This is a genomic window from Corallibacter vietnamensis (assembly GCF_039537875.1).
GTDB classification, from domain to species: Bacteria; Bacteroidota; Bacteroidia; order Flavobacteriales; family Flavobacteriaceae; genus Corallibacter; species Corallibacter vietnamensis.
Window position 1 is genome coordinate 16,794 of record NZ_BAABBI010000002.1, and the last position, 15,197, is coordinate 31,990.

The 15,197-nt window shown below is 33.5% G+C and carries 11 protein-coding genes; 8 read left to right on the forward strand and 3 right to left on the reverse strand.

All coding sequences use genetic code 11. From position 1 onward, the window contains the following. Positions 1-105: 105 nt before the first annotated feature. The 7 genes from porV to ABD690_RS08495 all read left to right on the forward strand — a co-directional run bounded on the left by porV (position 106) and on the right by ABD690_RS08495 (position 10,642). Positions 106-1,347 (forward strand): type IX secretion system outer membrane channel protein PorV, encoded by a 1,242-nt coding sequence (gene porV, locus ABD690_RS08465; RefSeq protein WP_344729373.1) that lies wholly within the window; start codon positions 106-108, stop codon positions 1,345-1,347. Between the two features lie 109 nt (positions 1,348-1,456). Next, entirely contained in the window at positions 1,457-1,939 is a 483-nt protein-coding gene (gene cdd, locus ABD690_RS08470) for a cytidine deaminase (RefSeq protein ID WP_344729375.1), read from the forward strand. A 123-nt stretch (positions 1,940-2,062) separates the two neighbouring features. Beyond that, complete coding sequence (pdhA, locus tag ABD690_RS08475) at positions 2,063-3,061, forward strand: pyruvate dehydrogenase (acetyl-transferring) E1 component subunit alpha (RefSeq protein ID WP_131508049.1); 999 nt, start codon at positions 2,063-2,065, stop codon at positions 3,059-3,061. A gap of 6 nt (positions 3,062-3,067) precedes the next feature. Then, the gene (locus ABD690_RS08480) at positions 3,068-4,687 is read left to right on the forward strand and encodes a pyruvate dehydrogenase complex dihydrolipoamide acetyltransferase (RefSeq protein WP_344729378.1); all 1,620 of its coding nucleotides are present in this window, start codon (positions 3,068-3,070) and stop codon (positions 4,685-4,687) included. 102 nt (positions 4,688-4,789) lie between these two features. Then, positions 4,790-5,740 (forward strand): M28 family peptidase, encoded by a 951-nt coding sequence (locus tag ABD690_RS08485; protein WP_344729380.1) that lies wholly within the window; start codon positions 4,790-4,792, stop codon positions 5,738-5,740. Further along, positions 5,733-6,416 (forward strand): SDR family oxidoreductase, encoded by a 684-nt coding sequence (locus ABD690_RS08490; protein WP_344729382.1) that lies wholly within the window; start codon positions 5,733-5,735, stop codon positions 6,414-6,416. Before ABD690_RS08485 ends, ABD690_RS08490 begins: the two co-directional genes overlap by 8 nt. A gap of 149 nt (positions 6,417-6,565) precedes the next feature. Continuing rightward, positions 6,566-10,642 carry an FG-GAP-like repeat-containing protein gene (locus ABD690_RS08495; RefSeq protein ID WP_344729384.1) on the forward strand — a complete coding sequence of 1,359 codons (4,077 nt, stop codon included), beginning with the start codon at positions 6,566-6,568 and terminating at the stop codon, positions 10,640-10,642. A 49-nt stretch (positions 10,643-10,691) separates the two neighbouring features. On the opposite strand, the gene ABD690_RS08500 is transcribed toward ABD690_RS08495, so the two are convergent. Together ABD690_RS08500 and ABD690_RS08505 are read right to left on the reverse strand one after the other, a co-directional pair. Then, positions 10,692-11,390, reverse strand: coding sequence for a class I SAM-dependent methyltransferase (locus ABD690_RS08500; protein WP_344729387.1), 699 nt, complete (start codon positions 11,388-11,390; stop codon positions 10,692-10,694). Positions 11,391-11,396: 6 nt separating this feature from the next. After that, positions 11,397-11,903, reverse strand: coding sequence for a DUF3124 domain-containing protein (locus ABD690_RS08505; protein WP_344729389.1), 507 nt, complete (start codon positions 11,901-11,903; stop codon positions 11,397-11,399). Between the two features lie 100 nt (positions 11,904-12,003). On the opposite strand from ABD690_RS08505, the gene ctlX reads away from it, so the two are divergent. Next, positions 12,004-12,939, forward strand: a complete 936-nt coding sequence (gene ctlX, locus ABD690_RS08510) for a citrulline utilization hydrolase CtlX (RefSeq protein ID WP_344729391.1) — start codon at positions 12,004-12,006, stop codon at positions 12,937-12,939. Positions 12,940-12,942: 3 nt separating this feature from the next. Here the strand turns inward: ctlX and ABD690_RS08515 are convergent, their stop codons facing one another. Beyond that, on the reverse strand, positions 12,943-15,012 hold the full coding sequence (locus tag ABD690_RS08515; RefSeq protein WP_344729393.1) for a tetratricopeptide repeat-containing sensor histidine kinase: 2,070 nt from the start codon (positions 15,010-15,012) through the stop codon (positions 12,943-12,945). Positions 15,013-15,197 lie beyond the last annotated feature (185 nt).

A 15,197-nucleotide genomic window follows, 5' to 3' on the forward strand; every position in this document is an offset into this window, starting at 1 on the left:
AAATAAACAGAATAGATGAAACATCCATGTCTAACAAAATAGGCATACTAATGAATGATTATTTGGATGTTCCATGCAACTGTTTTAAAATAATGAAAATCACACATGAAAAATCAGATTTTAATTTTACTAGCAAGCTTTTTTGCCATTCAAACACAAGCACAAACACTCACTACTATAAAGCCTGATATTAATGACTCTAGAGTTATTACAACAGGAGTACCTTTTATGCTTATCGCAACCGATGCAAGAGCAGCTGCAATGGGAGATATGGGTGTAGCGACTTCTGTTGATGCTTACTCACAACAATGGAACTCTTCAAAATATGCGTTTTCTGAAACCAAGCAAGGCTTTAGTGTAAACTATACACCTTATCTTACTAAATTGGTAAATGATATTTCTTTAGGATATGTTACGTACTATAACAGATTAAGTGAAAAAAGTGCATTTGCAGCAAGTTTTAAATATTTTTCTCTAGGAGAAATAGAGTTGCTTTATAGTGAACAAGATATTCCAAGAATAGCAAAGCCTAACGAGTTAACAGTAGACGTGTCTTATGCCCTAAAGTTAAGTGAGCAGTTTGCAATGTCTGTAGCGATGCGATTTTTACGGTCTGATTTAAAAATTGATGCAATTAATCCTGATGCGTCTGCAGCAAGCACCTTTGGTGTTGATATCTCTGGATATTACCAAAGTGAAGAAGAAGCTTATAACAGTTTTAACGGACGTACACGTTTAGGGTTTGCCATTCAAAATATAGGACCAAAGTTCGAGTATGAAGATGGAGGAATTCCTAATTTTCAACCTACAACCTTACGTTTAGGAGGTGGTTTTGACTTTATCCTAGACGATTATAATACTGTAGCAGTAACTGCCGAAGTAACAAAGTTATTGGTGCCAACACCGCCTGTTACAGGAGAACTGATAGAGTATGAAGAAGTAAATGGAGAAGAAGGTTATCAAGAAGGAGAAGATACCTTTGTAAGTAAGGTTCCTGATTATATAATTGATGGGAAGTCTCGTGATGTAGGGTTTTTTAAAGGGATGTTTCAATCTTTTGGTGATGCGCCAGGTGGTTTCAGCGAAGAGATTAAAGAGTTTACTTGGGCATTAGGAGCAGAGTATAGGTATCAAGAATCTTTTGCATTTAGAGCAGGTTATTTTAATGAAGCAGAAGAAAAAGGGGCAAGAAAATATTTTGCTATAGGTGCAGGTTTTAAATACAATGTTGTTGGTATAGATTTATCATATTTGTTTTCTGCATCAAAAGTTCAAAACCCATTAGAGAATACACTTCGTTTCTCTTTAACCTTTAATATAGGTTCTGGCACTTACACAGAATATTAATAAATAATACACTATTCAAATACATTAAAACTATTGCTTTTTGCAATAGTTTTTTTGTCTAAAATACTATCAGTAACTTTAGTATCTACTAAATGAGATTTTACAATACATGAAAGAAGTAAAAATAGAATCCACATTAACGGTTTATGATAATTTTGATGAGCTACCAAAATCAGTAGCTTCATTAATGCAGCATGCTATAGAAGCTAGGCAAAAATCATATTCACCGTATTCAAAGTTTAGCGTAGGAGCTGCTTTATTGTTAGATAATGGTGAAATTATTACAGGTAGTAACCAAGAAAATGCATCATATCCTTCAGGACTTTGCGCAGAGCGAACAGCTATTTATTATGCAGGTGCAAAATATCCAGAAGCTAAAATTGTAAAAATGGCCATAATAGCAGGGTCTACAATAAAACAAACAATGTCTCCAATTCCGCCTTGTGGTGCATGCAGACAAGCAATTGCAGAATATGAAATTAAACAAGAAACACCTATTGAAATCTATTTTATGGGTGAAATAGGAAAGGTTGTAAAGTCTAATTCTCTAGCAAATATTTTGCCATTAGTTTTTGATAAATCGTTTCTATAACGTTTTCGGTAAAAAATTACGAATTACTGTTTTTCCATTAATGTGTAAAGTGTTACTTTTGTTATTCGCTTGTGTCAGTTTTTTTATATGACACGCATTATTTTCTTTTATAAATTAGGTTAAATGCAAAAAGTAACAAAAGAAGTTTACCTTAAGTGGTATGAAGACATGTTATTCTGGAGAAAGTTTGAAGACAAACTAGCTGCAGTTTATATCCAACAAAAAGTAAGAGGATTTCTTCACTTGTACAATGGTCAAGAAGCTGTGTTAGCAGGAGCGCTACACGCTATGGACTTGACTAAAGATAAAATGATAACCGCATATCGTAATCACGTACAACCAATTGGTATGGGTGTAGATCCAAAACGTGTTATGGCAGAATTATATGGTAAAGCAACAGGTACCTCTCAGGGTCTTGGTGGTTCAATGCATATTTTTTCTAAAGAACACCGTTTTTATGGTGGTCATGGTATTGTAGGTGGTCAAATTCCTCTAGGTGCTGGTATTGCATTTGGTGATAAATATCATGGTAGCGATGCTGTAACACTTTGCTGCTTTGGTGATGGTGCTGCAAGACAAGGTTCACTTCACGAAACGTTCAACTTGGCAATGTTATGGAAGTTGCCAGTAGTATTTGTTTGTGAAAACAATGGTTATGCTATGGGAACATCTGTAGAGCGTACTGCAAACCATACAGATATCTGGAAACTAGGTTTAGGATACGAAATGCCTTGCGGACCTGTAGATGGTATGAATCCTGTAAAAGTTGCTGAAGCCTTTGATGAAGCTATTGAAAGAGCTAGACGTGGTGATGGACCAACATTTTTAGAATTAAAAACATACCGTTACAGAGGACACTCAATGTCTGATGCACAACACTACAGGACAAAAGAAGAAGTTGAAGAGTACAAGAAAATAGATCCTATTACACAAGTAAAAGACATTATCTTGGAAAACAAATATGCAACTGAAGCTGATATAAAAGTTATTGACAAGCGCGTAAAAGATTTAGTAAGCGAATGCGAAAAATTTGCTGAAGAATCTCCATTCCCAGAAAAGAATGTTATGTACGATGCGGTTTACGAGCAACAAGATTATCCATTTATACAACACAAACTATAATAAGTTATGGCAGAAGTAATAAACATGCCTCGTTTGAGCGACACTATGGAAGAAGGTACTGTCGCAACTTGGTTGAAAAAAGTTGGTGATAAAGTAGAAGAGGGAGATATCCTAGCCGAAATAGAAACAGACAAAGCAACTATGGAGTTTGAGTCTTTCTATGAAGGTACACTATTACATATAGGTGTTCAAGAAGGTGAAACTACAAAAGTAGATGAACTTTTAGCTATTATAGGAGAAGAAGGAGAAGATATTTCTGGTTTATTAAATGGAAGTGCTACTCAAGATTCAAAAGAAGATGAGGCACCAAAAGAAGAAAAAGAAGAAGCAACTAGCGAGCCAACAACAGAAACTGTAGATATTCCTGAAGGTGTTACAGTGGTAACAATGCCACGTTTAAGTGATACTATGGAAGAAGGAACTGTTGCAACATGGTTGAAAAAAGTTGGCGATGCCGTTGAAGAAGGTGATATTTTAGCTGAAATTGAAACAGACAAAGCGACTATGGAGTTTGAGTCTTTTCAATCAGGTACATTATTACATGTAGGACTGCAAGAAGGAGAGTCTGCAAAAGTAGATGCACTTTTAGCTATTTTAGGTCCTAAAGGAACTGATGTTGAAAATATTGCAAAGAATTTCAAAGCATCATCAGGAGAAAAAGCAGAAGCTCCAAAAGAAGAAGCACCAAAAGCAGCCTCTAAACCAGAGCCAAAAGCTGAAGCTCCTAAAAAGGAAACACCTAAAGTTTCTGCACCAGCATCAACATCGTCTTCAGATAGAGTATTTGTATCGCCATTAGCTAAAAAAATGGCAGATGAAAAAGGTATCAATTTATCTCAAGTAACAGGTTCAGGTGAGAATGGTCGTATTATAAAACGCGATATAGAAAACTTCACACCAGGAACATCTGTAGCTACTGTAGGTAAATTTGTACCAACAGGTCAAGAAGATTTTGAAGAAGTAAACAATTCGCAAATGCGTAAAGTGATTGCAAAGCGTTTAGCAGAATCTAAATTTACAGCACCTCATTATTACTTAAATGTAGAGTTTGATATGGAAAATGCTATAACTTTCCGTACGCAGTTTAACTCTATTCCTGATACTAAAATATCATACAATGATATGATTGTTAAAGCATGTGCTTTAGCGTTAAAACAGCATCCGCAAGTAAATTCACAGTGGTTTGCAGATAAAATGCGTTTAAATCATCATGTGCATATTGGTGTAGCAGTTGCAGTTCCTGACGGATTGGTAGTTCCTGTAGTGCGTTTTGCTAATGAGCAATCATTACCGCAAATAGGTGCTGAGGTTAAAGAACTTGCAGGTAAAGCTAGAAACAAGAAACTAACGCCTCAAGAAATGGAAGGTAGTACGTTTACTGTATCTAATTTAGGAATGTTTGGTATAGATAGTTTTACATCTATCATCAACCAACCTAACTCTGCAATTCTTTCTGTAGGAAATATTGTTGAAAAACCTGTAGTTAAAAATGGTCAAATAGTAGTAGGACATACCATGAAGTTATGTTTAGCTTGTGACCACAGAACTGTAGATGGAGCAACTGGAGCACAATTCCTTCAAACATTAAAAGGATATATAGAAAACCCAGTTACAATGTTAGTGTAATAGGAGTTTTATATAGTTTGATATAACTTAAAATCCCAATTCAAGTATATTGAGTTGGGATTTTTTTATATTTAAACCTTGTAAAAAAACACTAGTTAAAAAATGAGATACTTTATATTTATTTTACTTCCATTATTATTTGTTGGGTGTAAATCTGCTGAAAAAAATGCTTCAAAAACAATTACAATCACTAGTGAAGAGGTTAAAAATATGGTCTCTTATTTAGCTTCAGATGAATTAAATGGTAGAGATACCGGAACTTCAGGAATAGAGAAAGCGGCCTTGTTTATTGAAAAAGAGTTGGAATCTTACAACGTTAAACCTTATTTTGAAACATATAGAGATAGTTTTAAGGTAAAAGGCATGAATGCCTATAATGTAGTAGGATATATAGAAGGTGTTGACCCTAAACTTAAAGATGAGTTTGTTGTTATAGGCGCACATTATGATCATATAGGGATCTCAAAGCGTATTGTAGATAACGATTCAATAGCTAACGGAGCAAATGATAATGCAGCAGGAACAAGTTCTGTACTTGCTATGGCAAAGTATTTTGCTGCAAAGAAAAACAATAAGAGAAGCTTACTTTTCGTGCTGTTTTCAGCGGAAGAAAAAGGGTTACTGGGTTCTGATCATTTAGCTAAAAAACTAAAAGCAGAAAATTTCAACCTATATACTATGGTTAATATGGAAATGATAGGTGTACCTTTTAAAGATCGTGATTATATAGCTTTTTTAACAGGGTATGATGTATCAAATATGGCTGAAAAAATAAATGAATATGCTGGTGCTCATATTGTAGGAGCTTCAGATGTAGCTAAAAAGTATAATTTATTTAGACAGTCTGATAATTATGCTTTCTATAAGGCTTTCAATCTGCCTTGTCATACAATTTCGTCTTGTGATTTATCTAATTACGATTATTATCACCATGTAGATGACGAAGCTGATAAGTTAGACTACACACATATGACGAACCTTATAAATACAATAATACCTGCCATAGAGGCTATGAGTAACACAGCAACAAAAGAGATTGTAATTAATGAGTAAGAATATTATTATAACAGGAACAAGTAGAGGTATTGGGTTTGAAATGGTGCATCTTTTAGCAAGTCAAGGTCATCATGTTTTGGCACTTTCTAGAAATGCACAACCAGTTTCTAATCTTCAATATGATAACATTTCATCTTTTGCCTTCGATTTATGTAATGAATCAGATTATAAAAAAGTGACAGCGTTTATTGAAAAAGAATGGAATCATGTTGATATACTTATAAATAATGCAGGTTTACTACTTAACAAGCCTTTCAGTGAAACAACATTTACTGACTTTCAGAAAGTTTATGAAACAAATGTTTTTGGAGTTTCTGAAATGATACGAACTGTATTGCCTTTCATGAAAAAAGACAGTCACGTAGTAACAATAAGTTCTATGGGAGGTGTTCAAGGGAGTATGAAATTTGCAGGACTAGCTGCATATAGTTCAAGCAAAGGAGCTGTTATTACATTAACCGAGTTGTTGGCTGAAGAATATAAAGAGTCCGGTCCTAGTTTTAATGTGCTTGCTTTGGGTGCTGTTCAAACAGAAATGTTAGAAGAAGCTTTTCCTGGTTATGTGGCTAATATTTCAGCATTAAAAATGGCAGAATATATTTCTGAATTCGCTTTAAATGCCCATAAATACTACAATGGTAAACTTTTACAGGTTTCAAATTCTACGCCGTGAAACGTCTTTGTAATCAGTGGATTACGATGATGTTTTGACGTTAATTAACATGAAATTAAGCACTTAAAAGTAAAAATATACACTTGGTAGAATAAATTTTATAAAGGGGTGAAATATATCTTTATTTATATAAAATTTAATTTATCATCATGAAAAAAACTTTACGTCACTTAAACTTATTAAGTAGCCTGGCTTTTTTAAGTTTCTTTAATCAAATTTATGGGCAAACCTTTGAAAGAGCTGATGTTGTATCAGGTCTAGGTATTTTAGAACAAAATAGCGGTGTTTCTGTTGTAGATTACAATGGAGATAATGTTATGGATATTTTTGTAGTAGGAGAAGGAATAGATGTTAATGGAGTAGAAAGGACGCATAGTCGCCTTTTTAGAAACAATAATGATGGCTCTTTTACAGATGTAACCAATGCATCAGGACTTACCAACTTATTAATACACGATTACAGTCAAGATGGCATTTTTTATAGTTTTGACGGCTATAAACAAGGAGCGTTTTGGGGAGACTTTAATAATGACGGCTTTCCAGATGTGTTTTTTACAAATACATTTAATGTCTTGTTGTATCAAAACAATGGAGATGGGACATTTACCAACGTTACAACATCAGCAGGGTTTAATGTAGCAACAGGTTGTCAATACATGGGAGCAACTTGGTTTGATTATGACAATGATAGTTATTTAGATATCTATATCAATGATTGGGGCGGATGTGCTAGTAACTTATTATATCATAACAATGGTGATGGTACTTTTACAGATGTAACAGGTACTATGGGAATTGCAGAGGGCATACCTTCACGACAAAGTTTTACAGCAATGCCTTTTGACTTTAATCAAGACGGTTATATGGATTTATATGTAAGTAATGATTTTAACGATGAAAACTACTTGTATATAAATCAAAGCGGAACAGGTTTTATAGAGCAAGCTTCAGCAGTTGGACTAGATAATGATTTTGACGATATGGGTATTGCTATGGGAGATTTTAATGTAGATGGGAATTTTGATTTCTTTATAACAGGAATAGACGAAACTGCTTTGTTTTTAAATAATGGAAGTAATACATTTTCAGAACAATCTGTAGCTAATGGCATAACAGGAACAGGCTGGGCTTGGGGAACCAAATTTGCAGATTTTGATTTAGATGGAGATGAAGACTTATTTGTAGCAAACGGTTACACATTTGAAGGTAGAGGAGCGGAATACAACGTTTATTTTAAAAACAATTACGTTGAAGGATTAAACAACTTTGTAAACAATACAACTGCGGTAAATCTTCATGATTCTACAATGAGTATAGAAGCAGTAGATTTTGACTATGATAATGATGGAGATTTAGATTTGTTCCTAACAAATAGTGATACACATTCTTATCTTTATGAAAATAAACTTCTAAATTTTGATGCGCCAGTAACACAACATTGGTTTAAAGTATCACTAGAGGGAACTACATCAAACAGAAGTGCCATAGGAACAGAAGTGACTATAGTTACAAATAGTGGGACATTTAAGCGATATTTTAATGGAGTAGGTTTTTTAGGGCAGAGTATAAAACCGGTACATTTTGGTCTTAATGGCGATACACAAATAACTAGCTTAACTATAAAATGGCCTTCGGGACTTATAGAGACTCATAACAACCTAAATGCTGATACTCATGTAAAAGCTACTGAAGGTGCAGGTATTGTAGATTTATCTATATCGCCTAGTGTAAAAATATACGGATGTACAGATCCAACATCTTGTAATTACAACCCAAACGCAACAGTAAATGATAATTCATGTACATATTTGCCAGAAGGTACAATCTCTGGGGCAGTAACATCTGGGTTTTTACGACAAGAAACATATAGTTATCCGGCAACAGGAACAAGTATTTTTTGGTCAGTTAGAGGCGGAGAACTCGTATCTGGTCAAGGAACACCTAATATTGTTGTAAAATGGGGATTGAATGAAACAGGCAAGATTACAGTCTCTGAAAGTGATGGTAATTGCTCAAGCCCTGTAGTAGAGCTAGATGTTGACATTATATTGCAGCAAACTCAAGATCATATATCTATTGCTAGATTATGGAATGAAGCTTTATTAGAAGCGATAAGAAAAGATTTTGCAAGACCAACAGTACATGCTAGAAACTTATTTCACTCTAGTGTAGTTATGTATGATATTTGGGCAATTTATGATGGAATTTTAGCTCATCCAAGTCCACAATCGCATGCAAGACCTTACTTTGTAGGGAATGAAGTACACGGGTTTAACAGCTCACTACTTCCGTTTACTCCTCAAGAAAATTTTATTAACTCTAATAACAAAGCCATTAGTTATGCTATGTATACACTTTTAAGTCATAGATTTCAAAACTCTCCAGGAGCCTTTGAAACTCAACAGCGATTTGATTACTTGATGGATGAACTAGGTTATGATATAAATTATACATCTAGTAATTATCAGTCAGGAAACGCTGCTGACTTAGGTAATTATGTAGCGCAGCTAATGATTAGCTATGGCTTAACAGATGGCTCTAGAGAAAGTACAGGCTATGATAACGGTTTTTATCAACCAGCAAATCCACCTTTGGCTCCTGCATATGAAAGTAATACATTGCTAGATCCTAATCGCTGGCAGTCATTAAGTTTAGACACATATATTGATCAAAGTGGTAATTTAATAGATGGAGCGACGATTCCTTTTTTAAGCCCAGAATGGGGAGAAGTAAATCCGTTTGCAATGACAGATGGAGACAAATCAACTTATCAAAGAGACGGCCAAGACTACCAAGTTTATCATGACCCATCAAGTCCTCCTTATATTGATAATACTAATAGTAGTTTACAAAGTGAATCTTATAAATGGACGTTTTCTTTAGTTTCTATTTGGGGCTCCCATTTAGATCCTAATGATGGTGTTATGTGGGACATCTCTCCTAATGCTATAGGAAATATACCTTTTTCATCATTACCAACAGATTACTTACAACACCCTAGCTTTTATGACTTATTTAATGGAGGAGATATAGGCGTTGGGCGTAGTGTAAACCCAGCAACAGGACAGCCCTATGATCCTCAAATTGTTCCAAGGGGCGATTATGCTAGAGTACTGGCTGAATTTTGGGCTGATGGGCCAGATTCAGAAACACCTCCTGGACATTGGTTTACATTATTGAATCATGTTACAGATCACCCTGATTTTGATAAATCTTCAGCAGGATTAGATATGTATTCTATTCCAGATAATGTTGTTTTAGAATGGGATGTAAAAGCCTACTTTGTATTAGGTGGTGCTATGCACGATGCAGCGATTTCTGCTTGGAGTGTAAAAGGATGGTATGATTATTTAAGACCTATTTCAGCAATTAGGTATATGGCAGATTTAGGGCAAAGTACAGATCCAGGCCTAGCAAATTATCACCCACAAGGAATACCGCTTCAACCAGGTTATATTGAAGTTGTTGAAGTAGGAGACCCGCTTGCTGGAGCTTCAAACCAGCATGTAGGTAAAATTAAATTATATTCTTGGAAAGGTCATGACTTTGTGAATAATACAGATACAGATACAGCTGGAGTTGGCTGGATATTATCAGAAGATTGGTGGCCTTATCAACGACCTTCATTTGTAACACCACCATTTGCTGGTTATGTTTCGGGGCATTCTACGTACTCAAGAGCAGCAGCTGAAGTTATGACACTTATTACAGGTGATGAATATTTTCCTGGTGGTATGGGAGAATTTGAGGCTAGAAAAAATGAGTTTTTAGTCTTTGAGGAAGGTCCTTCAGTAGACGTTACATTACAATGGGCAACTTACCGTGATGCTTCTGACCAGTGTAGTTTATCAAGAATATGGGGTGGAATTCATCCAACGGTAGATGATATCCCTGGTCGTATTATGGGAGAAGCGATAGGAATAGGGGCTTTTGATTTTGCTGTTCCTTATTTTACGAGCAATACTTTAGGGGTTTCTGATTTCTCAATTTCAAATACATATCCAAACCCAGTTGTTTCTGGTGGTGTGATTAATGTGTCTAATGCTTCTCAACAAACTACTTATAAGCTAATTGACATCAGAGGTAGATACATCGCATTAAACCAAACAAGCTTTAACCCTCAAACAGGAATAGCGAAAATAACAATTCCATCTTCTACTGAAACAGGTGTTTATGTTTTAACAAATGATAATGGAGGCACTGAAAAAATTATTGTAACGAAATAATCATAAAGTGTTGTAATAAAAAAAGGAGCAATTTTAATTTGCTCCTTTTTCATTTTTCTACAATACCTATCATAATATAACGACAGCTTTTGGGTACAAGTTTATCAAAAAAAGTATCAACCTTGCCATATAATTGGCGTTGTTTTTCGTTTTTACCAAAAGCTCCAAAAAAACCAACTGTTCTATAATTTACTTTCTGAAAAGATTTAAATAAAGATACCATTTCGTTAAGTTTAAGGTAATGCCATTTATTGCCCCATTTTACAAATTTTTTTCTTGCATACATGTGTAAAAATGATGCTTCAAGATTTTCTATAAAAAGAATTTTACCTCCAGGTTTTAAGCTTTTGTATATTGAATTAATAGTTTGTTGTTCTAAACGAGTATTTGAACCTATGCTTACGCCTCCTAAAACAGATTTAAAAACAACTAAATCAAATTTGTTTTCATAAGGAATATTTGATGCGTCTATGGCTTCATAAGAAATTAGGTTTTCGCAGTTGTGTTTTTTATGAAGAGTTATAGTTTTGTCTAGTTCGTGTTGTTGATTTTTATAACTTATATCAGAGCATATAACGTTATTGCCGTGCAACGCAAGCCATAAAGATAAGCCGCCTTGTCTAGCTCCAATTTCTAAACAAGAAAGCTGCTTGTTTTTTATATCAATATGTTTATCCCAAAAGGAAAAAGCTTTAGACCAATTAATAATATCCCAGCCAATAATATCATTTATGGTATCTTGATTCATATTGTTTTAAAGTTTTATACCTTGTGTTGTAAATGAGATACCTTGTTGCCCTGATGTAGAAATCATTACAGCTTCAAAGTAAGGCTCACTATTATTTGCGTTTGTTTTCCAATCAAAAATAAAATTGGCTCCAGAACCACCATGAGAATCTTTTTCATCTATGATGATTTCTAGGGTTTCTAACGGCTTTATATAAATGGGCTTTTTAAAGTAATTTCTAATTAAATCACCGTGCGTATTGTAATAATCTGCATTCAATATAAAAACAGAATCTTTTACACTGATATTTCTTAAACTTACTGTAGCAGTAAGACTTATTGTTCTGTGTTCTGTCATACTATAAATTTCAGAATATACAGATAAGTAACTGCTGCCGCTTGCTAAACTCTCTTTTGTAGATAAGTCAATAAAACGTTCTTGCCAGTTTATTGGGTTTATAGAACTTAACTCCTTTGTGTCATTACATGATAATAAAATAACGCAGGAGAGTAGGTATATAAAAAGGTGCTTCATAATTAGGCTTGATTATTGACTCCTAAAATAACGATTTTGTATCGATCAACAATTGGATTTCATTTTAAAAAAGTAATTTTGCAGAAATAAGATAATTATTATGCAACAAACAACAAATACAATTTTAATGATCCGTCCTATAAATTTCAGGATGAATGAGCAAACAGCTGTAAATAATTACTACCAAAAGGTGCTAGATAATTTATTGCCAGATACCGTAAATGCAAAGGCACAACAAGAGTTTGACGCTTACGTAAGCAAACTTCGAGCTATTGGTGTTAACGTTGTGGTTGTTAGTGACTCAGAAGATTTTGATACACCAGATTCTATTTTTCCAAATAACTGGATATCATTTCATGAGAATGGAAATGTAGGCTTGTATCCTATGTTTGCTGAAAATAGAAGGCTTGAACGTAGAGAAGATGTACTTGTTGAATTAGAAAATCAAGGTTTCGAGATAAACCAAATAGTAGATTACACAAGTGCAGAAGAAGAGCAAGTATTTCTTGAAGGAACAGGAAGCTTGTTGTTAGATAGAGAAAATCGTATTGCATATTGTGCCTTATCACCAAGAGCAGATGAAGATTTGTTTATAGAGTTTTGTGAAGATTTTGAGTTTACGCCTGTTGTATTTACAGCTTTTCAAACAGTAAATAATACTCGAAAAGCAATTTATCATACAAATGTTATGATGTGTCTAGCAGAGACTTTTGCTGTGATATGTTTAGACTGTATTGATGATAAAAAAGAAAGAAAAAATGTTGTAAAACATTTGAAAGACACAGGAAAAGAAATTATTACAATTACTGAAGACCAAGTAAATAACTTTGCTGGTAATATGTTGCAAGTAAAAGGTCAAAATGACGAACGTTTTTTAATAATGAGTCAGGCTGCTTATGATTCTTTAAGTCAGAGTCAAATAAAAACAATAGAAAAGCATTGTAAAATACTATCAAGTTCATTAGATACTATAGAAGCATGTGGTGGTGGAAGCGCGCGATGTATGATGGCAGAAGTATTTTTGCCTAAAGCTTAAGAATTAATTTTCTGGATTAGATTTAGGAAGCTCTACATAAAAAGTGCTTCCTACATTTAAGGTGCTTTCAACCCAAATTTTACCTTTGTTAAGTTCTACCAATTCTTTGCAAATAGTAAGCCCTAAACCTGTGCCTTTTTCATTTTTAGTGCCATTTGTAGTAAACGAGTTGTTTTTAAAAATTTTTTCTTTATTCTCTGGTGATATCCCAACTCCAGTGTCAGAAATGCTAATAACAGAATTTCCGTTGCTGATGTGGTTTGAAATAGTTATTGTATCTCCAGATTTGCTAAACTTAACAGCGTTTGTGAGTAAATTTTGAATGATTATTTCAATCATACTCCTGTCTGCATAAATAAAATCTTTTAGCGTATGATCTCTAAGAATTATACCTTTGTTTTCTATTTTTTGTTCAAGCAAATGAACTTTGTCTTCAAAAACTTCTTGAATATCAAATAAGCTAGGACTAGGTTCTAGTGCTTGCATTTGAGATTTTGACCAGTTTAATAAGTTAAAGAGCAGTAAAGAAGCATTATTAGCATTTTCGCTTAATTCAGGAATTAAATTATCAAATTCGGTTTGTGATAAAGACCCTTCTTTTAGTAAATCAATAAACCCTTTTATGGAAGTTAGCGAATCTTTTAAATCGTGAGATACAATAGAAAACAACCTGTCTTTTACTTTATTTATATCCTCTAAATGCTTTGTTTGTTCTAGAATGGCTTTGTTTTGAAGTTCTATTTTTTTGTTTTTCTCTTCTAGCTCATGTGTGTATTTAATACTGTTATTTCTTTTGAGGTATATGAGTATAAAAAAGGTTAAAACTACTGCAAAAGCAGCTAATAAAGCATAAAAAATTAGCTTGAGGTCATTAAGCTTTTTCTCATTTTCAGAATTTTCTTTTTTCTGCTCTGTAACAAGATATGATGTGTTAGAGTTATTAATATTTAAAGAGGTGTTTTCAATGAGAGTGTCTGTACTTTCTTTAATAGTAGGTTTTTGAATTTTTGCTTTTTCAAGTTTTGTTTTAAGTGAATAATACTCACGTTGCCAAATAAAAGCTCTGTCAAAGTTTTTGTTTGTAGAGTCTAAAGATTTTAAGAGTTTAAAGTTCTTTAAAAGCTCTTCGTTGTTATCTAAAGATTTAGCAATTGCATTCGCCTCAAGAAGTTGATTTTCGGCATATTTTAAACGGCGTTGTTGTATGTTTAAGTTACCTATGTTGTTTAATGAAATTAATAAACCTGATTTGTTTCCAAGCTTTCTATTTAGCTTTAAGCTTTCTATCAGGTATTCAGAGGCTAATTCATAATCCTTAAACTGTAAGTGTTCACCACCAAGTTTAGGTAAAATTTCCCCTCTTAAAGAATCGTTTTCCTCATCAATTAGGTCTAAAGTTTTTTCATAGTATTGAATAGCTTTTCTATGTTCTTTTTCTTGAGAGTATAATACAGCTAATGCTCTGTTGGTTTCTATTACAGCAGGCTTATCTTGTTGTAGTACTTGTAATTCTAAAGCGTTAAGGTAATAATCAATCGCTTTATCAGTAATTTGCATATTAGAGTATGCTATTGCCAAACTCTGGTAAGCTAAGCATAATTCTTTTGTAAGATGCCTTTTTTCAAGTTCTTTAATTGCAGATAAAGAATACTTAAGACCTTTCTCGTAATTACCTCTTTCTATTTCTAATAATCCTATATTGTTGTTTACTCTTGCAACATGAAGCGTGTCTTTGAGTAGAAGAAATAAGCTTTTAGATTTTGAGTAACTATCCATCGCATTGATGTAGTCATCTTTTTTTGTATAAATTAAAGCTTTGTAGTAAGCTATTTTGGCTATCCCTTTTTCGTAATTTAAATTAGCAGATAGTTTCTCGCTTTGAGAAGCATATTTTAAAGCTTTATCATAATCTTTTGTTTGATAAAGGGCTTCAACAAGCCTTAAAGATGTTTTTATTTTTGATGTATCTGTTTTTTGAAATGCTAATTGAATAGCAAGACTATCTTGTACATTGGTTTGAGAATAACCAACGCAAACAAAAATAAAAACAAACAACGTAAATAACTTTCTCATTTAGTCATAGGGCAGTAGTAAACCAAGCTTAACTTATATCCATAAAAGGAAACCTCTAGGAAGTCTAGCGAATGTTAGTTAGTTTAAAAAAACCCATTAATTTGGGGTGTTAATAGCATTACCAAACAAAAATTGAAAAAAGAGACCTAAAAAGCTAATTTTTAGGATTTACTACCAAAAAATTA

Coding starts and splice junctions, on each gene's coding strand:
- porV (WP_344729373.1), top strand. CDS start 106: ATGAAAAATCAGATTTTAATTTTACTAGCAAGCTTTTTTGCCATTCAA.
- ABD690_RS08480 (WP_344729378.1), top strand. CDS start 3,068: ATGGCAGAAGTAATAAACATGCCTCGTTTGAGCGACACTATGGAAGAA.
- ABD690_RS08485 (WP_344729380.1), top strand. CDS start 4,790: ATGAGATACTTTATATTTATTTTACTTCCATTATTATTTGTTGGGTGT.
- pdhA (WP_131508049.1), top strand. CDS start 2,063: ATGCAAAAAGTAACAAAAGAAGTTTACCTTAAGTGGTATGAAGACATG.
- ABD690_RS08515 (WP_344729393.1), bottom strand. CDS start 15,012: ATGAGAAAGTTATTTACGTTGTTTGTTTTTATTTTTGTTTGCGTTGGT.
- ABD690_RS08505 (WP_344729389.1), bottom strand. CDS start 11,903: ATGAAGCACCTTTTTATATACCTACTCTCCTGCGTTATTTTATTATCA.
- ABD690_RS08500 (WP_344729387.1), bottom strand. CDS start 11,390: ATGAATCAAGATACCATAAATGATATTATTGGCTGGGATATTATTAAT.
- ABD690_RS08490 (WP_344729382.1), top strand. CDS start 5,733: ATGAGTAAGAATATTATTATAACAGGAACAAGTAGAGGTATTGGGTTT.
- ABD690_RS08495 (WP_344729384.1), top strand. CDS start 6,566: ATGAAAAAAACTTTACGTCACTTAAACTTATTAAGTAGCCTGGCTTTT.
- cdd (WP_344729375.1), top strand. CDS start 1,457: ATGAAAGAAGTAAAAATAGAATCCACATTAACGGTTTATGATAATTTT.
- ctlX (WP_344729391.1), top strand. CDS start 12,004: ATGCAACAAACAACAAATACAATTTTAATGATCCGTCCTATAAATTTC.